The organism is Candidatus Edwardsbacteria bacterium (assembly GCA_031082425.1).
GTDB lineage: Bacteria > Edwardsbacteria > AC1 > AC1 > EtOH8 > UBA2226.
In genome coordinates this window covers 84,275-107,847 of the sequence record JAVHLB010000007.1, presented here as the reverse complement: position 1 = coordinate 107,847, position 23,573 = coordinate 84,275, and the positions used below count along the sequence as shown (strand labels likewise).

Sequence of the window (23,573 nt, the reverse complement as noted above, 5' to 3'; positions counted from 1 at the left end):
TGTGCTATATTTTTGAATTTATATAAATTCTTTTGGAGGTGACGGCGATGATGGCGAAGGCCGCGATGCTGGCGATGGCCAGCTGGACCGGCAGGTTGGATCCCTTGAGCAGGGTGGCGGCCACCTGTCCCAGCAGGTCGATCATATCGGCCAGCCGCAGCCCGGCCTTGACCAGGATCACCTGCAGGTTGGGCGGGGCCTTGATGAAGTCCTTGGCCAGGGAAAATATTTTGAAAGGATCCAGCTTGTTCAGGCCGAAGGTCAATCCCAGGCCGAATATCACCAGCCACAGGGAGCTTACCGATACCACAGCCCCGGTGGCCCATTTGAGCACCGGGCTGAGGCGCGGGACCTTATATTCCAACCCCAAAGCGTTAAAGATGTTAGCGTTGAACTCGGGGCTGAGCTGTGGCTGTGGCAGGGCTTTGAGCGACTGGGCCACCAGATTGAGCAGACGATAGTCGGCAGTGCAGGAACAACAGGATCTCAGGTGGGCCTTTATTGCTGTAACCTCCTGATCTTCAAGGGAGTTATCTATCAACTCCTGCAGCTTATTTTTTATCTCTTGGCATTCCATGATCTTTTCTCCGTTCTGGTAATAATACGTGGGCTTGGGTACAAATGTTTCATTATGATTACATATTGCAGGACAAATGATTACCCATATCCAAGCTTGACCAGTTTCTGTTTCATGATATCCCTGGCTCGAAACAGTCTGATCTTTACCGTACCAACCGGTATGTCGAGTGACTGCGAGATCTCCTCGTAAGAGAGCTCCTGTTGGTGTCTTAAAACCAGGACCTCGCGATAGAGGGGCGGTAGGGTGCCCAGCACTCGGTCTATCAGCTCCTGCTGTGAGGCGGCTTCGATCCTTTCCTCCAGGGAGATCTGGGTGTCTTCGATATCCACCGGGTTTTCTTCATCGTGGATGGAGAGCGATTCCGGCTTTTGGGCCCTGAGGAAATCGATGGCCGAATTGTGGGCGATCTTGAACAGCCAGGTCAGAAAGGGGTAGGAGGGGTCGTAGCCGGCGAAGCTCTTGTAGGCCTTGATGAAGGTCTCCTGGGCAATGTCCTCGGCATCGCTCTGGTTGTGGACCAGGCGGAAGATGAGGGAGAACACCTGCCGTTTATAGCGGTTGATCAGATCGTTGAAGGCCCGGCTGTCGCCGGCCAGACAGCGGTCTATCAGTATCTGGTCTTGGTTTTCGGAAGCCATGGGGTTAGTATAGCATTTGGATTTGACCGGTGTCAAATCCAAAATGGCTCCCGGGATGGCGGCGGCTTTTGAGGGCATGATGCGTAAGAACGTATTATTATATTAAAAGAAAACCGTTATGTCATTCCCATGAAAATGGGAATCCAGACCTTAATATTGCCGTAACAATTGTTTATTTGTGTATTTGATTTAGCCCGATATTTTGAATCCCTTCTTTTCGTTGCCGAACGAAAAGAAGCAAAAGAACTCTTGGGGTGTGGGGCTATCGTTTCACGAACTGAAAACGACGGTCAATGCATTATCAGGAATAATCTAAGCTTCTGTTCGGCCTTCGCTTCCGCTTCCGGCCATGCGACATATCGCTACCACACCCCAAATCCCGCAACGTCTGATCTGCCGGGTTGACCGGCATATCAGACGCAATGATGAGATTTTCGCCCGGATAAAAGTCCCATAGCTAAAAAGCCGGAGATTTTCCGGCTTCTTTTCTGGAGGTAGTTTATGGGGTTGGGTATCTTTACATTATGGATATCAGCAACAGGCCGAGCAGTGTTCCGATGGGGATCAATCCGCCCCAATCTACGCTCTTGATATCGACTATCCCTTTCATGGCCGTCTCCTTTTATTTGGAAATTTAGTATTTTTCTTGGTTCATGGGAGACTACGCAGGATCGGGGGGATATGTTACATAAAAAGTAAAAATATTTTTTGTTAACGAAAAACCGCACTGCCAAAGCAGTGCGGTGGTAAGAAAACGGCATCTGATCAAATATCCTGCAATCTTTCCAGATCCTCTTCGCTCAACCCGAAATAATGCCCCACCTCGTGGATGATGGTCTCCTTGACCTGCTCCACTATCTCCTGGGGGGTGCGGCAGATGGACTCGATGTTCTTCTGGTACAGTTCTATCCGGTCGGGCAGCTTCCCCGAGATGTGATAGGCCGGACGCTTGTTATAGGGGATTCCGATATACACCCCCAGCAGGGAATGCTTGCCGGTCCGTTCCTCCAGCGATCTCAGCACCGCCGGGGAGGGATAGTCCTCCACCGTGATGGCGATGTTCTCCAGCTTGTCCCGGAAGTCCTGCGGCAGGTCGTCCACCGCCTGCTCCACCAGTTTGTTGAACTCTGCGCTATCCATGATATTGCCCCGCGATCATGTCATAAACGATCTTGGCCAGCAGCAACAGCAGAACCAAGATGAATATCGGCCGGATGATCCTGGCTCCCCTGGTCATCACCATCCTGGCGCCCAGCAGGTTACCGGCGATGCCGCAGGCCGCCGCCGGGATGCCCAGGGCGTAGAGCACCTTGCCGTGGGCCATGAAGGTGATCACCGCGGCCACATTGGAGGCCAGGTTGACCACCTTGGTGTTGGCGTTGGCGGTGACGAAATCGTACTTGAGCATCAAAGTATAAAAGAGAATCAAAAAGGCCCCGGTGCCCGGCCCGAAGAAACCGTCATAAAAGCCGATCACGGCAGAGGCCAGGGCCGCCAGAATGAATTTGGTCTTTACCTCGGTCTGATGGGAGTTATTATGGACACCCAGGTTTTTATTCAGCAAAGTAAAGATGGTGACCACCGGCACCAGCACGATCAGAACATAGCGCAGGAAGCCGGGGTCCATCAGCAACACCGCCCGGGTGCCCAAAAAGGAACCGGCCAGGGCGAAGCAAGCGCTAAGCAGGGCCACCTTCATATCGATCAATCCTCCGTGGTAATAGCGCAGGGTGGCCACCAACGTGCCGAAACTCGAGGAGAACTTGTTATTGCCCAGCACGAAATGGGGCGGCAGGCCGGCGGCCCAATAGGCCGGAAGGGAGATCAGGCCGCCGCCTCCGGCGATGGAATCGACCAGCCCGGCGAAGAACACCAGCGGCAGGACCATCAGATAGGTATGCCAGGTGATCATTGTGTCAAGCCTTCGTTTTAAAATGAATTTTCATAAGAATAAGCGATGGGGTTTTCAAAGTCAATCAATATTTTTGTAAACCCCCTCTCCAAATGCCTTTGGAGAGGGGTGGGGTGAGGTCGTATGATTTTATTTGAAATCCTAAAGCCTTTGGATTATACTATTAGTTAGGCGCTAAATAGATCACTAGACCATATTGTCATGCCATTCCCACATCAAGTGAGAGATAAATTCCGAATGGCATCCGGGCCTGGATTCCTGCCTTCGCAGGAATGACTTATTGCTGCATATAGTTGTTGGAGTAATAATACCCATGCATGAAAAAGAATTAAAAACCGCCGTGGCGGCGGCGATGCAGGCCGGGGACCTGCTGATTAAAATGTCCCGGGGGAAGTTCTCGGTGAGATTAAAAAGCCCCATCGACCTGGTCACCGGGGCCGACCGGGCCTCCGAGGCCCTGATCATCTCCATTATTAGAAAAGCTTTTCCCGGCGATGACATCATGACCGAGGAAAGCCAGAACCAGAGAACCTCTTCCAAACGGCGTTGGATAATTGACCCGCTGGACGGCACCACCAATTACGCCCACCGATTTCCGGTGTGGTGCGTATCCATCGCTTTCGAAGAAAAGGGTCAGGTGAAAGCGGGGGCCGTCTATAATCCCAATCTGGACGAAATGTTCACCGCGGCCAAGGGGCGGGGAGCATTTTTGAACGGTAAGCGGATAAAAGTATCGGCGGAAAAGAACCTGGTCAAAAGTCTTTTGGCCACCGGGTTTCCCTACGATGTCCACACCAGCCCGGACAACAATCTGGCAAATTTCCAAAGATTCATTAAGCGGGCCCAGGCGGTACGGCGGCCAGGCTCGGCGGCCATCGACCTGGCCTATCTGGCCTGCGGGCGGTTCGACGGGTTCTGGGAGATAAAACTCAAGCCCTGGGACGCGGCGGCCGCCTCTCTGATGATCACCGAGGCCGGAGGGAGGATCACCGACTTTTCCGGAGGCCGCTACGGCCTCTATTACCCGGAGTGCCTGGCCTCCAACGGGAAGATACATAAGCAGATGCTCAAGGTCCTGGAGAACAGGTAAAAATAATTCTATATTAGCGAAACAAATTGTCCTATGCTTCGTAGTTTTATAAAAGGAATGAAGGAGGAACCATGTTTTATAATCTCAAATTCCTGGCGGGCGGCATTTTATCGGTACTGATGGTATGTTTCCCGGCCCGGGCCCTGGAACTGCAACGGGAGATGGAATTCGCCCCCGGGGATGTGCTGAAGATCGACATCAAGGCGGGAAATATCAAGATCACCGGCAACGATGGCGGGGCGATCACCATCAATGCCCAGGGCGACATCCTGCCGGAGGTGGAGAGATCCGGCAATACCGTCAGGATCTTTACCGATAAGCATCAGAACCGGAACCGCAAAAGGCTGGACCTGACCATCGGCCTGCCGAGTTGGGCCGCGGCCGATATCTCCAGCGGGGCGGGCGATGTGGCGGCCTACGACATCTCCGGAGGAGTGCTGATAGATATCGGGGCCGGCGACATCTATGTTAAAAACATAAGCGGCAGGCTGGATGCCGAGACCGGGGCCGGGAACATCCAATCCGCATGGCCGGGGGTGGCAACGCTGCCGGGCCATTGCCGGCTGACCACCGGGGTGGGAAACATCTCGCTGGAACTGCCCGACAGTGCCGGGATCAGGATCGAGGCCCAGGCCGGGCTGGGCAGGATATCGGGCAGGAACGACAGGAGCTACGGCCGCCGGGCCGATCTGACCCTGGGTTCTGGCGAAGGCCTGTTCCGGCTGGCAGCCGGGGTCGGGAACATCCGCATAGATTCGGAAGAGGCCTTGGGCCGCGATTGGCCGGACGATGATATTTTGAACTGGAAACACCAGCGTCACGGATACCAAAAGGATTTTCATTTTGAGATGGGCGGCGGGCCGCTGGCCTTCTGGCCGGACCGCTCGGCCGGACGCCTGCAGCCCCATATGTCGCCGGCGGGATTTCCCGAACTCCGCCGGGAGAGCTATTGCTGGGGCGGCCAGGGATATCTGCAGTTCAACCGCTTCAGGATCGGCTATGCCGGCTGGGGACAGGATCTGAAAGCCAGGTCTTCCCTAGGCGATACCCAGAGGTACTACGATTATAATTACAGCCTGGGCGGGGTGACCCTGGAGTATGTGCTGCTGAGGGGCCGGAGGGCCGACATCAGCCTGGGGGCCCTGCTGGGCGGGGTAGATGCCGAGATCAACCTGGCCCGCAGCGCCAGCTCCGACCTAACTTGGGACCGGACCATTCTGCTGGACTCCGAAAGGGAGCTGGCATTGAGATCGGACGGATTCGCGGGAATGCCGCTGGTCAGGGGCAAGCTGAGGCTTTTCGGCATCGTCTGGCTGCAGGCCCAGGCCGGTTACCTCTACAGCCGGATGGGCGACTGGAAGACCCATACCGAAAAAGAGATATTCAACGCTCCTAAGGCCGATCATTCCGGATGGATCTTCGCGGTCGGGCCGCATTTCGGGATCTGATAGCAAAAGATAAAGAGGGCCACCCAAAGGGTGGCCCTCTTTATTTAGCCGCAGAGGTTAAAATAATCCGGTTATATTCCCATCCGGGTCTATATCGATGCTCTGGGCGGCCGGCTCGGCCGGCAGGCCGGGCATCAGCATGATCTCGCCGCAGACCGCCACCACGAAACCGGCGCCGGCCGACAGAAAGACCCGGTCCACGTCCACGTCGAAATTCAGCGGCCGGCCGATGGCCCTGGGATCGTCGGACAGAGAGGAGGGGGTCTTGGCTATTATCACGTGCAGGCTGCCATATCCCAGTTTGTTCAAAAGATCGATATCCTTGCGGGCCTGCCGGGTATAATTGATCCGGGCGGCGCCGTACATCCTGGTGGCGATGGTCTCAATCTTGCGGCCGATGGCCCATTCGGTCTGGTAGATCGGTTTTACCACGGCCCCGGTCCGGGAGGCGGCATCCACCTCGCGGGCCAGCTCCAGGCACCCCTGGCTGCCCTTGTTGTAGGGATCGCTGATGACCGCCTTGGCATTTTTGGACCGGACGTGCTTCAGGGTAAGCTCCAGCTCCTCGGGATCGTTGTCCGGGAAGTAATTCAGGGCTACCACCAGCGGGATCCCGAAGGATTGCATGTTCTGGATATGTTTGTCCAGGTTGTCAAATCCCTTGATCAGAGCCTCCAGGTTCTTCTCGGCCAGGTTCTCCTTGGCCGTACCGCCGTGATACTTCAGGGCCCTCAGGGTGGTCACCAGCACCACCGCATCCACATTGAATTTTCCCACCTGGCAGACGAAATCCATGAATTTTTCGCCGCCCAGCTCCGAGGCGAAGCCGGCTTCGGTAACGGTTATCTCCGCCAGGGCCTGGGCCAGCCTGATGGCCTGGAGGGAATTGGTGCCGTGGGCGATATTGGCAAAGGGACCGCCATGAATGATGGCCGGGGTGCCCTCCGAGGTCTGCACCAGATTTGGCTTGATGGCATCCTTCAACAGCAGGGCCATGGAGCCCACCGCCCGCAGATCGGCGGCGGTGACGGGTTTGTTGCGGGATGTGTAGCCCACCACCATCCGGGCCAGCCTGGCTTTCAGGTCGGCAAAATCCTCCGCCAGGCACAGCACCGCCATCACCTCCGAGGCCACCGAGATATTGAAGGCGTCCTCCCGGGCAAAGCCGTTCTGGCGGCCTCCCAGGCCGATGACGATCTCCCGCAAGGCCCGGTCGTTCATGTCTATCACCCGGCGCCAGGCGATGCGCCGGGTATCAATGCCCAGCTGGTTGCCGTGCTGGATGTGGTTGTCGATCATGGCCGCCAGCAGGTTGTTGGCGGTGGTGACGGCATGGATGTCTCCGGTAAAATGGAGGTCTATCTCGTCGCTGGGCAGCACCCGAGAGGCCCCGCCGCCGGTGGCTCCGCCCTTCATGCCGAACACCGGACCCAACGAAGGCTCCCGCAGGGTGACGATGGATTTGTGGCCGGTCTTGTTCAGCGCCATCGACAGGCCGATGGCCGTGGTGGTCTTGCCCTCGCCGGCCGGGGTGGGGGTGGTGGCGGTGACCAGAACCTGCCGGCCGCAGGTCGAGCATTGCGGCAGACGCCGGGCCAGCGAGGGCTCTAGTTTGGCCTTGTAGGGGCCGTAAAGGTAAAGCTCCGTCTCGGCAATGCCGAAACCGGCAGCCACCTGTTTGATGGGCAGAAGATCAGGGGGCATCTTCCGTTCCTCCTTCCAATAATTCTATCAGGCGGTGATAATCGTAACCCGATGATCGGGCCAGCTTGATAATTTTTAAGGCCGTGCGGTATGTCGAAACCAAAGTCCGCCGGCAGCCAATGTTCTTGGTACCGTCAGGCGCGAAAATCAGCCCGGCCATGGCCAGACAGAAAACCAGGTAAAGGAAATTCTCCTTATTGAACCAGAAAACGTTCTGATGCCAATTGCATCCCAGGTACTGAAAAACTTTGGGCCTTTCTAAAAATCTCCTCAGGGCGGCTTTTTCTCCCAAGATTGCCGGCCAGCTCCAATCCCCCTCCGACAGGACCTCCACCAGCAGGCGGATATTGTAGGCCTTTCCGCCTGGCAGGCAGCCGTTTTCCAGGGCATTCTCCAGGCGGTTCCACAGCAGTTCGCGGGCCTGGGGCTGGGGGATCATTCGATTGATGTGCTGGAAGACCAGGAAGGCATAAAAGACGGACGTATCCAGCATATCAAATCCGCCCTTGCCGGTTGCCGCGAGCAAAGCGTAAAGCCGACGGCCCCCTGTTTTCGAAGCCAAGGTTGAACAGCGGAAACGCTCAAAAATATCCGGGATGAGATTTTCCCGGGCGGGCAGGCCGAAAATCCTTGATGCTTCCGGGATCAGCTTTTGTAATGACTCCCTGGTCCGCCGGACCAGATCCAGCTTGGCCGGGCCGTTTTCCAGGGCCTGGGCCAGTCCGGCCGGGTCCCGCAGGGGAATAAGCAATGCCTCAAAAGATTCCAACAACCCCTCCATTCGCTGCTCCCACAGGGCTCGTTCGATGCTGGGCGTCCCCTGCCCCTTGAGGCTGGCGGCCAGCCTGGCGTACTCCCCGTCCGGGTCGTGCTGGTGATAAAAATTTGTGAAAACGTGGCACTCGAAGCCGCTCAATTGCACATAAAGCCCGCTGTCCCAGACCTGCCTGGCCGGGCGGATATATTCCAGCCCCGACAGCAGGTCGCGGAAGACCATCCAGCCGTCGCCGGCCAGGCCGAACTTTTCGGCCAGCTTGGTCCGGACCAGGTCGGGGGCATCGGATCTTTTATAGGGAACCGACCAGTTCACCCAGCCCTCCGATCTCTGGTAGCGGTTGTTGTAGATGACCAGGGCCTGCTCCCCGCCGGAGGAGTTGGAATAAGCGAAGACATCGTGCTGGGCATGTCCGCCGGAGGAGGCCACATCGTAAAGCACGAAATTGTCCACCTGGCTGAAGAGGTGGCGCTTTTTCAGCAGGGGGAATATCTGGCGGCGGTGGCGGTCCATCAGGTCCCGGTCCGGGCTCTCATCCCAGTAGGCCCGGCGGTATTCCATGCCATATTTCTCAGAAAAGCCCTCGATCTGGCCGTGGCCGAACATTGGCAGGCCCGGCAGGGTGGACATCATGGCGCAGACCCCGAAATACTTGTCTCCCTTGCCGAACTGGGCGGCGGCCGGCTCCTCGTCGGGATTGTTCATGAAATTGACGAAGCGTTTCAGTATCTGGGGATCGAACTCCAGCAGATTCCGGATCACCATCCGATAGTTGGCGTTCTCCTCCCGCTTGAGCATGTTCATGAAGGCGCTGTTATAGACCCGGTGCATGCCCAGGGTGCGCACGAAATACCCCTCCATCAGCCAGAAAGCCTCGGCCAGCAGCAGGGTGTCGGGGGCCTCCCGGGCCACCCGCTCCACCACCTCCCGCCAGAACTCCACCGGAAAGGCCTTATCAAAGTCCTCCTTGCTCATCCCCTGCCAGGAGCGGGAGGGGATGTCGCCGCCGCTGCCGGGCTGGGGGAACCACAGCCGCTGATAGTGCTTCTTGGCCAGGGTCATGGCGGCGTCAAAACGTATCACCGAGGAATAGCGGGCCACCCTCAATATCTCGCCGATCACCGCCTCCCGCAGGTCGGGCAGCAGGAAATTCAGCTGGGCGGTGTCGTTCCAGGGCATGTGGGTGCCGTCGTTGCCGTGATAGATGTAGCGCACCCGGCCGCTCCGCCGGTCGACCCTCTTGAACACCACCGCGGCATCCCGCTTGCTGTAATAGCCGTCCTCGATATAAATGCCGATATCGGGATGGCCGGAGAGGTCCGGCCCGTTGAAGGAGTAGGCGGGATAGGGCGATGTTTCCAGCTGGACGAACCATTCGGGATGCTCCACCATCCATTTGGAGAAAATACCGGTATGGTTGGGCACCATGTCCACCGCCATCCGGATGCCATGCCTCATGGCCCGGTCCTTTAAATCATAATAGGCGCCGTCGCCGCCCAGGTCTTCCGAGATCCGGTAATCATATAAAGAATAGGCCGATGAGACCGCCTCGGGGTTGCCGCAGATCTGTTTTATCTTTTGCGAGGCCGGACTGCGTTCCCAGACCCCTATCAGCCACAGCCCGGTGAAGCCGCTTTCGGACAGCAGTTGCAGTTCCTGGTCCGGCACCTGGTCCAGATGCCGGATATCAGACCGATATTTTCCGGACAGCTGATCCAGCCAGACATAGGTGTTCTTGGCCATCATTACCAGGTTGGGCATCCAGTCCAGGTCGGGCGAGTATTTCTCCGGCTCGTGATCGGGCGAACCGTCCGGCCCGGCGAACATCCTTTTATAATCCGGCAGAGGCTCCACCCCCGGGGCGAATCCCCGGAACCTTTCGGCTTCCTTCAATACATCCAGGGCCAGGAGGATCCGGGCGGAAATTTTTTCGAATATTTCGGCCGGGAGGATTTCACCCCAATGCTCCCTGATATATTCCAGCTGCCCGGCCAGCGAATAGGGGCTGGCCAGGGCCGGAGCTTTCAGCAGTTCGAACAGATCCAGGGCATGCGGCCCGAATTTGGGCTGGGTCTTGAAATAATCCCTCAGCCCGGATATGCCGTCCAGGTATCTGGTGTTTTGGCGCAGGGGGGCGTCATCGAACAGCTCGGAATAATGGCGGTAGGCGGGATTGTCGTTGGCCAGGAACAGGAACAGCAGTTCCTCCAGGGCCACCGCCCGGTGGGGATAACCATCGCTGCTGCCCCTAAGATATTCGACGGAGGTCAGCTGGTTGTCCATGACCTTGAGGGGAGGAAAGGAGGCGGTGAATTGCTCAAGGCATTTTTCCGTTTGGGCCGGATCCAGGACGGCAGAAAGATTTTTCAAGGCCGATTCGAATATTTTGGGATCGACCTGCCGCCGGTAGCCGGCGGTCACCAGATGAAGGATCTCCTCGATCAGGGCGATGATGTTTATTTCGGCGGCCCTGACCGCCAGGTGGGGGTTACTGGCGGCATCCCTCACCTGGTTCATCCGGTCGGCCAGGCGCTGTATCGCCGGGAAATCATCCAGTATCACATTGCCGTGCAGTCCGTAGATGGCTTCCTCGAAGCCGTATCTTTTGCGGCAGCGGCGGGAGATGTGAAATTCGAATATGGGGAGATCCTTTGCAATCATGCGATTATGATAGCACTTTGTCCGGTTTTTTTCAATTTATTATTTGATTTTGTTAAAAGTCAAAAATGGGTTGCTCAACAAAATGAAACTTAAAATGCTGCCCCTCGTAATATCTAACGGATATCAATCCATAAATATTTATAAGGAGTGTAAAATGAAGGGGTTAAATTTAAAACCGGCCGTCGGGCTGATCGTCGTCTGTCTGGCATTGATTTCGGCCATGGCCCATGCCGGCCAGACTATCAGCCAGAGCAGGGATGTCTCCGGCTTTGATAAGATACAGGTTAACGGAGCCTATGACCTGTACCTGACCCAGGGCAAGGAATTCAGCCTGCGGATAGAGGCCGAGCCGGAAGTCTTGGAGAAGGTCAAGACCGAAGTGAATGACGGCTGGTTGAAGGTAGGCGACAAGAAGCACAAGATACGGATCGGCGTCTTCAAGAGCAAAGCCCGCAAGATATATGTTACCCTTCCGGAATTAAAGGAGCTGTGCCTCAACGGATCATCCGATGTCAGGGGCCAGAACAAGTTCAAGGCCGGGGATCTCCGTCTGGAGGTGAATGGCGCCGGGGATGTCGAACTGGAGTTGGAGGCCGGGGATGTTGCCGCAACGATCAACGGAGCCGGGGACATAAAGCTCAAAGGGACTGCCGAAAATTTTAATATCTCAATAGACGGTGCGGGAGATATCTCCGCCAGTGACCTGGCCAGCCAGAAGGCTTCCGTAAGGATCAGCGGGGCCGGCGACTGCCGGGTGAATGCCAGCCAGGAACTGACCGTCAACATTGCCGGCAGCGGGGATGTCGGTTATCAGGGAAGTCCCAAGGTGGTGACAAAGAATGTGAGCGGGGTGGGCCGGGTGCATAAGGAATAAGAAATCCTGCCGCCCGTTCAATTTGACAAGCCGGCGGCAATTATCAGGGGAACAGGATATTGGGTCCCATAGCAAGGGAGCAGGCGATCATGCCTGCTCCCTTGTCTGTCATTCCCTTGAAAAAAGGAAACCAGAAAATATCCAAATATCTGAAAATTTTAGTCCGGCTGGGGCGTCTTGATGATCGCTGATAATTCGTAGCCGTGGTTCTTTATCCGCTCCATCAGGTCGTTGTACAGGGGGTCGTCCATTTTCCGGTTGCGGGACAATATCCACAAATATTTCCGGCCGGGGTGGCCTACCACCGCATACTGGTAGTTGCTGTCAAGCTCGATGATCCAGTAATCCCCCGAGAAGGGCCAGAAGAATTGGACCTTGAGCTTGGCATTGGTCAGCCTGTCTGTAACCCAGGCCTTGCCCTTGGCGGCCTTGTATCTCCCGTTGAGGGAATCCTTGCAGCATTCGTTGAGCACGCTGATCTTGCCGTCCGGGCGCAGGGTGTAGGTGGCCGAGACGGCGGTGCAGCCCTTCTGAAAACGCTGGGGGATGGTGGCGATCTCGTACCAGGTGCCCAGATAGCGGTTCAGGTCCACTTTGGGAACGGTCTGCAGGGGCGGCAATTCCTGCTTTTGGGCCATTGCTGGTAAAGAAGCAAGCAATAGACCCAGTGTTAGAAAAATTGAAGCTTTCATAATTACCTCATTTAAATATATTTGAGTGATATATCTTATTCTCCTACTATCTTAACCAGCACCCGCTTTCTTCTTCTCCCGTCGAACTCGCCGTAGAATATCTGCTCCCAGGGACCGAAATCCAGTTTTCCCTTGGTCACCGCCACCACCACCTCCCGGCCCATGATCTGCCTTTTAAGGTGGGCGTCGCCGTTGTCCTCTCCGGTCCTATTATGCAGGTACTGCGAGGTCGGCTCATGCGGGGCCAGAATCTCCAGCCATTTCTCGTAGTCCTGGTGCAGGCCGCCCTCGTCGTCGTTGATGAACACGCTGGCGGTGATGTGCATGGCATTCACCAGGCACAAACCTTCCTTGATGCCGCTTTCCTTTAAGCATTCCTCCACCTGCCCGGTGATGTTGACGAACCCCCGGCGGGAGGGGACGTTGAACCAAAGCTCTTTCCGGTATGATAGCATAAACAAACTCCTTTTTATACCCACGAAACACGCGAAAACATAAATCTGTTATTTTGGTGTATTTAGTGGGCAGGGTTATCCTGGTTTCCCTCTTTCATGGAAAGGGCGATGCGCTTGCGTTCCAGGTCAACCTCCAGCACCCTGACCTTGACCTTCTGGCCCACCTTGACCACCTCCTTGGGGTCCCGGACATATTTGTTGGCCAATTGTGAGATATGCACCAGGCCGTCCTGGTGGACGCCGATGTCCACAAAGGCCCCGAAATTGGCCACATTGGTGACCACGCCCTCCATCAGCATTCCGACCTTTAGGTGGCTGATCTCGGTGACGCCTTCCATGAAGTTAGCCAACTCGAATTTTTGGCGGGGGTCGCGCCCGGGCTTCTTGAGCTCCGACAGAATATCGTTCAGGGTGGGAAGGCCAACCAGATCGGTGACGTATTTTTTTGGATCAATTTGGTCGGCCAGCAAGGGGTTGCCCACCAGCAGATAGGTCTTGGTCTTCAGGTCCTGGGCCATCTGCTTGACGATGGTATAGCTTTCGGGATGAACCGCCGAGTTGTCCAGGGGATCGCCGCCGCCCCTGATGCGCAGAAAACCGGCGGCTTGCTCGAAGGCCTTGGGCCCCAGCCGGGCGACCTTCAGCAATTCCCTGCGGTTCTTAAAGGCTCCGTTCTCATCCCGGTATTTGACGATATTTTTGGCCATGCTCTCACTCAGGCCCGAAACGTATGACAGCAGGGAATAGGAGGCGGTGTTCAGGTCCACCCCCACGAAGTTGACGCAGGACTCCACCGTCTCGTGCAGGGCCTGCCTGAGCTTGGGCTGATTAACGTCGTGCTGGTACTGTCCCACCCCGATGGATTTGGGATCGATCTTCACCAGCTCAGCCAGCGGGTCCTGCAATCTTCTGGCGATGGAGATGGCCCCCCGCACCGAGACATCCAGGTCGGGAAATTCCTCGCGGGCCAGGTCCGAGGCCGAATATACCGAGGCGCCGGACTCGCTGACCACCACCGGCTGGAGCCTGATCCCCTGGTTGTCCTTTATCACTTCGCGAACGAAGCTGTCGGTCTCCCGTGAAGCAGTGCCGTTGCCGATGGCCGCCAGCTCCAGCTGGTGCTTTTGGACCAGGGCGGCCAGGGTTGCTGCCGCTTCCTGTCTTTGGCGGGCGGAGCCATGGGGAAAGACGGTGGCGTATTCTAAAAATTTCCCGGTATCATCCAACACCGCTATCTTACATCCGGTGCGCAGTCCGGGGTCTATTCCCATTAGGGCCCTGGAGCCGGCCGGCGGGGCCAGCAGAAGATTCCGCAGGTTCTCGGCGAACACTTTTATGGCCTCGATGTCCGATTTCTCCTTGATCTCCGAACGCAGTTCCACTTCAATCGAACTGCTCAAATAGACCCGGTAGGCGAAGCCGATGACCTCGGTCAAAAAGACCGCCTGGGCATAGGAGCCATTCCGCAGGAACTTTTTCAGCAGATATTCATCTATCTCAACGGCCGGAGCCTCCAGGCCTGCCGTCAGCACCTCCTCGTTCTCGCCGCGGATGATGGCCAGAAAGCGGTGGGAGGGGATGCTTTTAAGCGGCTCCTTGAAATCATAGTATTGGTTGAATTTGGTCTTCTGCTCCCGGAAGTCCTCTTTTACCCGCGAGGTCAGGATGCCCTTGGCCAGGGTGATCTCCCGGATGAATTTGCGGACCTCGGCATCGTCGGCTATCAGCTCGGCGATGATATATTTGGCTCCCTCCAGAGCTTCCTTTACATTGCTGATGCCCAATTCGGGATTGATATATTTCTCGGCCAGTTTTTCCGGGGCGATGCTTTGTCCCTGCAACCACAGCTCCAGGGCCAGCGGCTCCAGTCCTTTTTCCTTGGCCGCCATGCCCTTGGTCTTTCGTTTGGGCTTGTAGGGCAGGTAGAGATCCTCCAGTTCCTGTTTTACCTGGCAGGCCTCGATCTTGGCTCTTAGCTCTTCGCTGAGCTTACCCTGCTCTTCGATGCTTTTGAGGATGGCGTCCCGGCGCTCCTCCAGTTCCTTGATGTAATCGAAGCGGTCTCGGATATTGCGGATCTGGACCTCGTCCAGCAGTCCGGTCCTTTCCTTGCGGTAGCGGGCGATGAAGGGGACGGTGGCCCCCTGGGTGAATAGTTCCAGGGTGTTGCTTACCTGGAAAGCCTGAAGCCCCAGTTCACTGGTAATAGCCCGGGTTATCTGAAGTTCGTTAAGCATAGCGCCTTTCGCATTAGGTTTGCCGTCCCATGATTATAATCCATTTTGGCGCCGATTTCACCAAGGAAAACATCGGCGGTTGAAAATACTTCTTGATAATTTCCCCTTTTTGGGTTACATTTATGTGGTCACTGATCCCAGCAACAGTTGTTTAGGCTTTTTTGCCACCAAGACACTAAGGCACCAAATTGAATTTGCTTTTGGTTAGGGGGTTAATAAACTTTGTGTCTTGGTGCCTTTTCCGCCACCGCAGCAAGGTTCATATAGGCGGATCTGCCTATGGCATGAGTGGTTGGTCTCCGCTATCCGATGCCCAGGCAATCAACATCCCGAAGAGGTGAAAATGGAATTCGAAACCGAACAACACTACAAGTCAGGCCTGGAACTCTTCTCCAAGGGCCGCTACGGGGAGGCCAGCCAGGAATTGAAGCGGGCGATAAAACTTTCGCCCAAATTTCCGGACCTCCACAACCAGCTGGGAATGTCCTACCATTTCAACGGACAGTTCGAGGAGGCGGTCAAGTCCTTTCATGCCGCCATCGAGCTCAATCCCCGCTATGTGGAGGCCTACCTGAACCTGGCCATCAGCCTGAACGAACTGGGACGCTATGAGGAGGCGGTCAAATACTTCAACAAGGCCTCGGAGGCAGAGGATATCAAGGACGGGCTGACCCTCAGCATCCGCAACCGGCTGGCCGAGACCCATACCAAGCTGGGGATCACCTACAGCGACATCGGCTATCATTACGAGGCGGTGGAGGAATTCGGCAAGGCCCTGAGCATCAATCCCCATTATCCGGACATCCGGCTCCGGCTGGCCAAGAGCTATTTAAACCTGAATAATTTTCACAAGACCATAGACGAAATAGAGATCATCCTGTCCTCCAACCCCAATTATATCGAGGCCATGATCCTGCTGGGGGTGGCCTATTTGAAGGACGGCCAGAAGGAGCTGGCCCGCCAGCAGTGGGATAAGTGCCTGGAGATCGATCCCAATAACATCCGGGTGAAGACCTACCTGGCTTTGATGGACAAGGAAAAATGACCGGGGGATGAAGGAAGGGGGCCTGAAAGTTTTCAGGCCCCCTTCTGGTTGGCCGCCGCGGCCAGGGACAGCATCTCTCTAAGGGCATAGTGCCACTGGCTGCAGTCGGCATCGGGCGGCCTGGCCCGGCAGCCGCCCAGGCACCAGGGCAGGATATTGCACAACCGGCAGTGGGCCTCGTGAAAGGGGGCCCAGTCCAGCCAGCGGAAATTCTGGGGGGCCAGCGGATCATCGGCATCCTCCGTCAGCCTTTTCTCCGGAACGCCCAGATCCTCCCAGCATTTATAGCTGTTCCCGGCGACGTCGATTATGAAGCTTTGAGGGTCGGTTGCCTGGCAGGACACCAGTTTGGGGCGGGGCAGGTTCTCAACCGTGAAACCGGATTCCAGCAGGCGGTTGATGTCCCCCACCTCCTCGTCCTCCAGATTTGGCGCGCTACGGCACAAATGATTGACATTCCGGCAGAGTTTCTCCCCGGGGATATTGTTTATGAATCTGATCCGTGATCCCGGGGGAAGCTGATCCTTTCTTTTTGAGATCCCGGCGATACCCCCCAGCAGAACAGCCGGGTCCGCAGGCAGGTTGCCAAGATCGACCGATTCGATATTCAGATATAATTCGTTCTCCCGGGAAAGGGCGGTCAATCGATTGGCCGGGCCGCCGCCGCTGCCGATGGTGCGGTAGGAATATTCGAAGCCGAATTGCCGCGCCAGCTCGGCCAGCTTTTTGTCGAACTCCAGCACCATCTTCCAGGCCAGGGCCGGCTGGCCGCCCCACCAGTTGATGCCCAACTGCTTCAGGCCCGGCGTCCGCCCGGAGATCAGCCGGAATACCTTCTCCAGGCCTGAGGCCGACAGGTCGGAACGGCCGTCCTGATGGGGACAGCCGGGGCAGTTCTGGTCGCAGCGGGTGGTGGGGCATATCCACAGCTCCAGCCGGCTGCGATCGAAACGGTGCAGGTGGCTCAGCAGCTCTATCTGTTTCAGCTCGTCGCGGTCATCATCGATCAGGAATTCCATTTTGGCCAGCCCGGCCACCAGCTTGGACACCGACGGATCCTTCTGGTTGATCAGGCTATAGGTCAGGGGCAGGGACAGCCCTCCGTAGACCGCCGACTGGGAGTTGTCCAATTCCCAAAACCGGTGGTGCCAGGAATTGTACAGCAGCTGCGGCAGGTTGCGGCGCCAGATGATGTGGTTGTAGCGGGAAGCTTTCATTTCCTACCCCTGAAGTCAAAACGCAAGGCTGATAACATCACCAGCCTTGCGAAAACAATTAACCTCGGTATATTATTTAACCGCTCCCGGCGACGGCCGGGCCAGGATGGCTTTCAGGTCTTCCTGGTTGTCGGTGTGGCTTAAGGCCTCTTCCGGAGTGACGATCTTGCGCCGCACCAGGTCGGCCAGGGAATGGTTGAGGGTGGTCATTCCCTGCTTAATGCCCATCTGGATGGCCGATGGTATCTGGGAGGTCTTGGCCTCCCGGATCAGGTTCCGGATGGCGCTGTTGACCATCATGATCTCGTAGGCCATCACCCGCCCGTTGCCGTCGGCCCGCTTCAGCAGCACCTGGGAGATGATGCCCAGCAGGTTGCCCGAAAGCTGCATCCGGACCTGGGTCTGCTGGTGGGGCGGGAAGACGTCCACTATCCGGTCGATGGTCTGCATGGCGTCGGTGGTGTGCAGGGTGGAGAGCACCAGGTGTCCGGTCTCGGCCGCGGTGATGGCCAGGGAGATGGTCTCCAGATCCCGCATCTCCCCCACCACGATCACGTCGGGATCCTGGCGCAGCACGCTCTTCAGGGCGTTGGTGAAGGACAGGGTGTCCTTGCCCACCTCCCGTTGGTTGATCTCGGCCTTGAGGTCCTGGTAGACGAACTCGATGGGATCCTCGACGGTGATGATATGGCATTCCTGGTTGGCGTTGCGGGTGTTGATCATCGAGGCGATGGTGGTGGACTTCCCGCAGCCGGCCGGCCCGGTTACCAGCACCAGTCCCCGGGGGCGCATGGCCAGGTTCTTGGAGATGATGGGCAGGCCCAGCTCGTCCATGGTGGGGATCTTGTTGGGGATCAGCCGGAACACCAGGCCGAACTCCCCGCGCTGAATGAAGGCCGAGGCCCTAAAGCGGCAGAGGCTGGCGATGGAACAGGAGATGTCCAGCTCCTTGTCCCGGCGGAAACGCTCCAGCTGCTCCTTGGTCATGATCTCCACCGCAAAGCGCTTGGTGTCCTCGGGATTGAGGGGGGGAAGCTCCAGCGGCACCAGGCTTCCCTGCAGCCGCATCATGGGCTTGTTCCCCACCTTCAAAATCAGGTCGGAGGCCCCCTTCTGGTATATCATGTATAAAAGTTCGGGAAGCTGCATATCACCTGCCTATCGACTGTTCCAGTTCCTGGGGATTGGACGACTTGGCCAGGGCGTCGTCCAGCGTGACGGTGCCGCTGCGCACCAGATCCTTGAGGGCCTGGTCCAGGCTCTGCATGCCGAACTTGGCCCCGGTCTGGATCAGGGAATATATCTGGGGGGTCTTGCCGTCGCGGATGACGCTGCGGACCGCCGGGGTGCACAGCATGATCTCGAAAGCCCCGGCCAGCTTGCTCTTGCCCACCGCCGGAAGCAGGGCCTGGGATATCACCGCCTGAAGCACGGTGGCCAGCTGGACCCGGGCCTGGGCCTGGGACTCCGGCGGATAGGTGTTGATGATGCGATCCACCGTCTGGGCGGCGTCGGTGGTGTGGAGGGTGGCCAGCACCAGGTGGCCGGTCTCGGCCGCGGCGATGGACAGCGACATGGTCTCGTAGTTGCGCATCTCACCCACCAGGATCACGTCGGGATTCTGGCGCATCACGTGGCTCAGGCCGGAGGCGAAGCTGGGGGTGTCGGACCCCACCTCCCGCTGTTCGATCACCGACTGGCTGTCCTTGTACAGGAACTCGATGGGGTCCTCCAGGGTGATGATATGGGCCTGGCGCCGCTGGTTGATATGTTCCACCATGGCGGCCAGGCTGGTGGATTTGCCCGAGCCGGTGGGGCCGGTGACCAGCACCAGGCCGCGGGGCATCAGGGCCAGGTCCTTCATGATGACCGGCAGGCCCCACTCCTCGATGGTCTTTATCTTCAGCGGTATCACCCGCATCACTGCGCCGGCATAGCCCCGCTGGCGGAAGGAGTTCACCCGGAAGCGGGCCACCCCGGGCAGGCCGAAGGCGAAATCCAGCTCCAGCTCCTGATCAAATCTTTTCTGCTGCTCGACATTCATGATGCTGAACAGCAGGGCCCGGGTGTCGTTCTCGCCCAGCACCGGGAATTCGCTGCGCACCAGCCTTCCGCCGATGCGGTAAATGGGCGGCTCCCCGACCCGGATATGCAGGTCGGAGGCCTCCCGTAATACCAGCTCCTCCATGAGCTGATCCATCTGCGGTAATTGTGGATTCGGTGCTTCCATAAATAAAATATCGTTACCTGATTATCCCGCCGATGCCCGAGTGGCCGTTCATCTCGATATGGTTTTTCCGACTCGATGAACGGCTTTATCGAGGGGACGGCGGGCTTCTGTCATATTATAGGGCTTACATGGTGCCGGTGGAGGGAATCTCCGCCGGCAGCCCGGCCACTTGGGTCATTCGGCGGCGGATGCGCCGTCGCGGGACTGTCATTAAAACTGCCGGCGCAGAACCCCCATAAGTTCGGTATTTTCTACCCTGGGCGCTATGGAATCCTGCTTGCGATAAACAACAGCTCATCTCAAGATGGTGCCAGCCTGCGGCGGACTACTGCCAACCGGTGGAGCCAAACTGGTGCCGGTGGAGGGAATCGAACCCCCATGGTATTGCTACCGGTGGATTTTGAGTCCACTGCGTCTACCAGTTTCACCACACCGGCCCAAAGGATGCCTAAGGATAGCAAAAGAAGCCGGTTTTGTCAATCAGTAATTGCGTTAAAGTCCGGGCAACATATCGACAAAAATGTCCTTTTGGGGCCACCGGGCAGAAAATCAAAGTTGCCTTTGATTTTACGGTGTGCTATCATATCCAAATATGAATAGCGTTTACATCCACATTCCGTTCTGCCTGGCCAAATGCGGGTATTGCGGGTTCAATTCGCGGCCGCTGGCTTCTGATGTCGAGGCCGGAGTCTATTGCTCGGCTCTGATGAAAGAGATTGCAAATTGTAAATTTCAAAATGACAATTTGAACACCATCTATTTCGGCGGGGGAACGCCCAGCCTACTTTCAGTCAGACAGCTCAAGGATATCCTGGGGACGGTCAGGGAAAATATCGGCCCGATCGGCGATGACTGCGAGACGACCATCGAGGCCAATCCCGGGACGGTGGACATCTATAAACTTTCCGACCTGCGCGAGGCCGGCTTCGACCGATTGAGCCTGGGAGTGCAGTCCTTCGATCCGGATCTTTTAAAACTGATGGGCCGCCGCCATGCCGCCGAGCAGGCCTTGGCGGCCTTCCGCGATGCCCGGCAGACGGGCTTTGGGAACATCAGCCTGGACCTGATCTTCGCTTTGCCGGGCCAGTCTTTGGAAAATTGGGAAACTGACCTGGCTAGGGCCTTAGACCTGGGGCCTGAACATATCTCTTTGTATTCGCTGACCTACGAGCCGGACACCGAGTTCACCCGCCGAAAAGAGCAGGGCCGGTTCACTCCGGCCTCCGAGGAGCTGGAGGAGGAGATGTACCTGGCGGCCATCGAGACCATGGGCTCCGCCGGGTATGCCCATTACGAGGTGTCCAACTTCGCCAGAAAGAATTATCGCTCCCGGCATAATCTCAACTACTGGATGGGAGGGGATTACCTGGGATTCGGGGCCGGGGCCCATTCGCACCTGGATGGCAAACGCTGGTCAAATTTCAAAGAGCCGGATAAATACGTCGCTGCTCTGGCAAAAGGGAACAGCCCGGTGGAGATGGAGGAAACGCTCACCCGCGATCAGCGGATATTCGAGGCCATATTTCTGGGTTTAAGGATGGTCGAGGGGATAGCCATCGGCGAATTTGAAAAGAAGTGGGGGATGGCACCGGCCAAATATATGCCCAAGGTGTGGCGCAGGCTGGAGGAGAATTATTACCTGGAGAAGGAGGGGGGCCGGGTGCGTTTGAGCCTGGAGGGTCTGCTGCTGTCGGATACGATTTTGGCGGACTTCGCCCCGTAGGGGATCTTTGCCCACAAAATACACGAAAATTTCTAAAATATTTTAGTGGTATTTGGTGGATTTGGCGGGGAATCCAGGTTTCCTCTCACACGGAGACACTGAGGCACAGAGACTTTTATCCTTTTTACTTTCGACTTTATGCTGACGTGTCATTGCGAGGTGATTGCTATGCTCGGCAAACGAAGCAATCCACATTGTCATTCCCGACCTGATCGGGAATCCAGGCGTTTTCGCACTCACCCCTTCACCTCTCCAAATAAATTTGGAAAGGTTTTTTTATTGGTCATTGCGAGAAGGCGTCGTAGCCTAACAAATGAAGCAATCCCATAAAGAAGCCCCGCCGATTGGCGGGGCTTCTTTATAAACGCAGTGATGCTAGGAATAACATCGCTGGTGCATTCAACAAGGCCGACATTTCGGCCTTTGATGATAACCAGCGATAGCCTTTAGGCTATCGCTGTATGGTATATGATTTCTATCCTCTCCGTCCCGGCCGGCCGCTGCCGGGCTTGTGGCTGCTGTGGGTGGTCTTGGGGGCGGTCGGCGGGCCCTGCCTGGGCCGCTGCCCGGCCTGCGATGCCCGCGGCGGACGCTGCCCGGAGCGCCCCTGCTGGGGCTTCCGTCCGGTGCGGCGGCGGTGCTCGCTGATGGCCTCGTGCACCGGCATCCGGGAATGGTAGGGGTGATCCTCCACCACCGGAATGCTTTTATCCAGCAGTTTTTCTATCTCCCGCACATCCTGGCGCTCCTCGGCGTCGCAGAAGGTGATGGCCGATCCCACCGCCCCGGCCCGGCCGGTCCGCCCGATGCGGTGGATGTAGGAATCGGCCTGCTGGGGCACGTCAAAATTCACCACGTGGGAGATGTTCTCGATATCAATACCCCGGGATACTATGTCAGAGGCCACCAGCACCCGGATGGAGCCGTCCTTGAACCCGGCCAGCACCCGTTCCCGGGCCCCCTGGGACTTGTCCCCGTGGATGGCCGAGGCCGGAATGCCGTCGGCGGTCAGCTTGCGGGCCACCCGGTCGGCCCGGACCTTGGTGCGGGTGAACACCAGCGCCCGGGTGAAAAGTTCGTCCGATAGCAGGTGCTTCAGCAGATCGGGTTTGTCGTTCCGTTCCACAAAATATAGCGACTGCTCCACCGTCTCGGCGGCGGTGGTGTCCGGCGTCACCGACACCGACACCGGATTATCCAGGATGCTGCCGGCCAGATGGCGGATCTCCGGCGGCATGGTGGCCGAGAAGAACAGGGTCTGCCGGCGGATGGGCACCTTGGCCACGATCTTGCGGATGTCGTTAATGAAGCCCATGTCCAGCATCCGGTCGGCCTCGTCCAGCACCAGGATCTCCACCTTGTGCAGCAGGATCAGCCGCTGGTTCATCATGTCCAGCAGCCTGCCGGGGGTGGCCACCAATATGTCCACCCCGCCCTTCATGGCCTTCTGCTGATGCCCCTGAAAGACCCCGCCGTAGATCACCGCATAGCGCAGGCCGCTGTGTCGGCCGTAGGCGGCGAAGCTCTGGCCGATCTGGGCCGCCAGCTCCCGGGTGGGGGTGACGATCAGGGCCTTGATGTCCCGGAACTGCTGTCCCACCACCTCCGGGCGGGAGAGCTTCTGCAGGATGGGCAGGGCGAAGGCGGCGGTCTTGCCGGTGCCGGTCTGGGCGCAGCCCAGAAGATCCTTGCCGGACAGGGCCAGCGGGATGGTCTGCTGCTGGATGGGGGTGGGATCGGTGTAGCCCTCTTCGGCGATGGCTTTCAAAAGAAACGGCGCCAGTCCCAGCTGGTCGAACTTAAGCTGGGGGCCGGTGGGCGCGGCCGGTTTTTTATGAACCTGGGGCGGCCGGCTGACCGCTGCCGCGGGGCGGTGGATCTCTGTCCGGGGCTGAAATTGGGTTTTGGGTTGCTCCGGTTTGCGATAGGTCGCCGTCCGGGGAGTTTCAGCCCGGGGCTGATGATGCGGCTTGGGGTGCTCCGGCTTGCGATAGGTCGCCGTCCGGGAAGTTTCGGCCCGGGGCTGATGATGCGGCTTGGGCTGCTCCGGCTTGCGATAGGTGGCCGTCCGGGAAGGCTGTTGCTGGGGCCGCTGGTTTTGCCCGCCGGAATGGCGGGCGGGGGCCCGCTCCGGGACCTGGTGCCGGGCGGCCGGTTTATGATCGGTCTTCTCTGGCGCGGCCGTTTCTTTTTTCTTTCCCTTGAACAGGGATAATAATTTTCTTAAGGGCATAGATTCTTTCTTTAATTTGATGGGTTGAGAACTCAGAGCAGCTAACCACTGAAACATGA

The 23,573-nt window shown here is 57.4% G+C and carries 18 protein-coding genes and 1 tRNA gene; 5 read left to right on the top strand and 14 right to left on the bottom strand.

All coding sequences use genetic code 11. The features are described 5' to 3' along the window. Positions 1-4 precede the first annotated feature (4 nt). From RDU76_08475 to RDU76_08460, 4 genes are all read right to left on the bottom strand, one after another. Positions 5-577, bottom strand: coding sequence for a zf-HC2 domain-containing protein (locus RDU76_08475; GenBank protein ID MDQ7798958.1), 573 nt, complete (start codon positions 575-577; stop codon positions 5-7). A gap of 80 nt (positions 578-657) precedes the next feature. Then, positions 658-1,296: an RNA polymerase sigma factor gene (locus RDU76_08470; GenBank protein ID MDQ7798957.1), complete on the bottom strand. Its 639-nt coding sequence runs from the start codon at positions 1,294-1,296 to the stop codon at positions 658-660. A 687-nt stretch (positions 1,297-1,983) separates the two neighbouring features. Further along, entirely contained in the window at positions 1,984-2,358 is a 375-nt protein-coding gene (locus tag RDU76_08465; protein MDQ7798956.1) for a metallopeptidase family protein, read from the bottom strand. After that, a complete protein-coding gene (locus RDU76_08460; protein MDQ7798955.1) occupies positions 2,351-3,130 on the bottom strand; it encodes a TSUP family transporter in 780 nt (259 codons plus the stop codon). Before RDU76_08460 ends, RDU76_08465 begins: the two co-directional genes overlap by 8 nt. Positions 3,131-3,443: 313 nt before the next feature. Here RDU76_08460 and RDU76_08455 point away from each other — a divergent pair, with 313 nt between their 5' ends. Both RDU76_08455 and RDU76_08450 read left to right on the top strand, forming a co-directional pair. Continuing rightward, entirely contained in the window at positions 3,444-4,220 is a 777-nt protein-coding gene (locus RDU76_08455) for an inositol monophosphatase family protein (protein MDQ7798954.1), read from the top strand. 71 nt (positions 4,221-4,291) lie between these two features. Then, entirely contained in the window at positions 4,292-5,668 is a 1,377-nt protein-coding gene (locus RDU76_08450; GenBank protein MDQ7798953.1) for a hypothetical protein, read from the top strand. Between the two features lie 57 nt (positions 5,669-5,725). Here the strand turns inward: RDU76_08450 and RDU76_08445 are convergent, their stop codons facing one another. Both RDU76_08445 and RDU76_08440 read right to left on the bottom strand, forming a co-directional pair. Further along, on the bottom strand, positions 5,726-7,372 hold the full coding sequence (locus tag RDU76_08445) for a formate--tetrahydrofolate ligase (GenBank protein MDQ7798952.1): 1,647 nt from the start codon (positions 7,370-7,372) through the stop codon (positions 5,726-5,728). Beyond that, on the bottom strand, positions 7,362-10,808 hold the full coding sequence (locus tag RDU76_08440) for an alpha-amylase family glycosyl hydrolase (GenBank protein MDQ7798951.1): 3,447 nt from the start codon (positions 10,806-10,808) through the stop codon (positions 7,362-7,364). The genes RDU76_08445 and RDU76_08440 overlap by 11 nt, the downstream gene beginning before the upstream one ends. A 154-nt stretch (positions 10,809-10,962) precedes the next feature. Between RDU76_08440 and RDU76_08435 the strand changes: the two genes are divergently transcribed. Beyond that, positions 10,963-11,682: a head GIN domain-containing protein gene (locus RDU76_08435; protein MDQ7798950.1), complete on the top strand. Its 720-nt coding sequence runs from the start codon at positions 10,963-10,965 to the stop codon at positions 11,680-11,682. Positions 11,683-11,840: 158 nt separating this feature from the next. On the opposite strand, the gene RDU76_08430 is transcribed toward RDU76_08435, so the two are convergent. The 3 genes from RDU76_08430 to RDU76_08420 form a co-directional block, all read right to left on the bottom strand. Continuing rightward, positions 11,841-12,374, bottom strand: coding sequence for a lipocalin family protein (locus RDU76_08430; GenBank protein MDQ7798949.1), 534 nt, complete (start codon positions 12,372-12,374; stop codon positions 11,841-11,843). A gap of 35 nt (positions 12,375-12,409) precedes the next feature. Beyond that, positions 12,410-12,829 carry a secondary thiamine-phosphate synthase enzyme YjbQ gene (locus RDU76_08425; protein ID MDQ7798948.1) on the bottom strand — a complete coding sequence of 140 codons (420 nt, stop codon included), beginning with the start codon at positions 12,827-12,829 and terminating at the stop codon, positions 12,410-12,412. Between the two features lie 62 nt (positions 12,830-12,891). Further along, positions 12,892-15,066, bottom strand: coding sequence for a Tex family protein (locus tag RDU76_08420; protein ID MDQ7798947.1), 2,175 nt, complete (start codon positions 15,064-15,066; stop codon positions 12,892-12,894). A 343-nt stretch (positions 15,067-15,409) separates the two neighbouring features. Between RDU76_08420 and RDU76_08415 the strand changes: the two genes are divergently transcribed. After that, complete coding sequence (locus RDU76_08415; protein MDQ7798946.1) at positions 15,410-16,111, top strand: tetratricopeptide repeat protein; 702 nt, start codon at positions 15,410-15,412, stop codon at positions 16,109-16,111. Between the two features lie 32 nt (positions 16,112-16,143). Here RDU76_08415 and RDU76_08410 read toward each other — a convergent pair whose 3' ends face one another. The 4 genes from RDU76_08410 to RDU76_08395 form a co-directional block, all read right to left on the bottom strand. Then, positions 16,144-17,328: an SPASM domain-containing protein gene (locus tag RDU76_08410; protein ID MDQ7798945.1), complete on the bottom strand. Its 1,185-nt coding sequence runs from the start codon at positions 17,326-17,328 to the stop codon at positions 16,144-16,146. Positions 17,329-17,400: 72 nt separating this feature from the next. After that, positions 17,401-18,477, bottom strand: a complete 1,077-nt coding sequence (locus tag RDU76_08405; GenBank protein MDQ7798944.1) for a type IV pilus twitching motility protein PilT — start codon at positions 18,475-18,477, stop codon at positions 17,401-17,403. A gap of 1 nt (position 18,478) precedes the next feature. Then, positions 18,479-19,528, bottom strand: a complete 1,050-nt coding sequence (locus tag RDU76_08400; protein MDQ7798943.1) for a type IV pilus twitching motility protein PilT — start codon at positions 19,526-19,528, stop codon at positions 18,479-18,481. Between the two features lie 380 nt (positions 19,529-19,908). Continuing rightward, positions 19,909-19,995: transfer RNA gene (locus RDU76_08395), tRNA-Leu, on the bottom strand. Positions 19,996-20,150: 155 nt separating this feature from the next. On the opposite strand from RDU76_08395, the gene hemW reads away from it, so the two are divergent. Continuing rightward, positions 20,151-21,281 (top strand): radical SAM family heme chaperone HemW, encoded by a 1,131-nt coding sequence (hemW, locus tag RDU76_08390; protein MDQ7798942.1) that lies wholly within the window; start codon positions 20,151-20,153, stop codon positions 21,279-21,281. Between the two features lie 475 nt (positions 21,282-21,756). Here the strand turns inward: hemW and RDU76_08385 are convergent, their stop codons facing one another. Continuing rightward, a complete protein-coding gene (locus RDU76_08385; GenBank protein ID MDQ7798941.1) occupies positions 21,757-23,514 on the bottom strand; it encodes a DEAD/DEAH box helicase in 1,758 nt (585 codons plus the stop codon). Positions 23,515-23,573 lie beyond the last annotated feature (59 nt).

Excerpts from the sequence above, each read along its gene's own strand:
- RDU76_08420 (MDQ7798947.1), bottom strand. The coding sequence starts at position 15,066 with ATGCTTAACGAACTTCAGATAACCCGGGCTATTACCAGTGAACTGGGG.
- RDU76_08385 (MDQ7798941.1), bottom strand. The coding sequence starts at position 23,514 with ATGCCCTTAAGAAAATTATTATCCCTGTTCAAGGGAAAGAAAAAAGAA.
- RDU76_08435 (MDQ7798950.1), top strand. The coding sequence starts at position 10,963 with ATGAAGGGGTTAAATTTAAAACCGGCCGTCGGGCTGATCGTCGTCTGT.
- RDU76_08400 (MDQ7798943.1), bottom strand. The coding sequence starts at position 19,528 with ATGGATCAGCTCATGGAGGAGCTGGTATTACGGGAGGCCTCCGACCTG.
- RDU76_08410 (MDQ7798945.1), bottom strand. The coding sequence starts at position 17,328 with ATGAAAGCTTCCCGCTACAACCACATCATCTGGCGCCGCAACCTGCCG.
- RDU76_08465 (MDQ7798956.1), bottom strand. The coding sequence starts at position 2,358 with ATGGATAGCGCAGAGTTCAACAAACTGGTGGAGCAGGCGGTGGACGAC.
- RDU76_08425 (MDQ7798948.1), bottom strand. The coding sequence starts at position 12,829 with ATGCTATCATACCGGAAAGAGCTTTGGTTCAACGTCCCCTCCCGCCGG.
- RDU76_08475 (MDQ7798958.1), bottom strand. The coding sequence starts at position 577 with ATGGAATGCCAAGAGATAAAAAATAAGCTGCAGGAGTTGATAGATAAC.
- RDU76_08450 (MDQ7798953.1), top strand. The coding sequence starts at position 4,292 with ATGTTTTATAATCTCAAATTCCTGGCGGGCGGCATTTTATCGGTACTG.
- RDU76_08405 (MDQ7798944.1), bottom strand. The coding sequence starts at position 18,477 with ATGCAGCTTCCCGAACTTTTATACATGATATACCAGAAGGGGGCCTCC.
- RDU76_08440 (MDQ7798951.1), bottom strand. The coding sequence starts at position 10,808 with ATGATTGCAAAGGATCTCCCCATATTCGAATTTCACATCTCCCGCCGC.
- RDU76_08415 (MDQ7798946.1), top strand. The coding sequence starts at position 15,410 with ATGGAATTCGAAACCGAACAACACTACAAGTCAGGCCTGGAACTCTTC.
- RDU76_08460 (MDQ7798955.1), bottom strand. The coding sequence starts at position 3,130 with ATGATCACCTGGCATACCTATCTGATGGTCCTGCCGCTGGTGTTCTTC.
- RDU76_08430 (MDQ7798949.1), bottom strand. The coding sequence starts at position 12,374 with ATGAAAGCTTCAATTTTTCTAACACTGGGTCTATTGCTTGCTTCTTTA.
- RDU76_08455 (MDQ7798954.1), top strand. The coding sequence starts at position 3,444 with ATGCATGAAAAAGAATTAAAAACCGCCGTGGCGGCGGCGATGCAGGCC.
- hemW (MDQ7798942.1), top strand. The coding sequence starts at position 20,151 with ATGAATAGCGTTTACATCCACATTCCGTTCTGCCTGGCCAAATGCGGG.
- RDU76_08445 (MDQ7798952.1), bottom strand. The coding sequence starts at position 7,372 with ATGCCCCCTGATCTTCTGCCCATCAAACAGGTGGCTGCCGGTTTCGGC.
- RDU76_08470 (MDQ7798957.1), bottom strand. The coding sequence starts at position 1,296 with ATGCCCTCAAAAGCCGCCGCCATCCCGGGAGCCATTTTGGATTTGACA.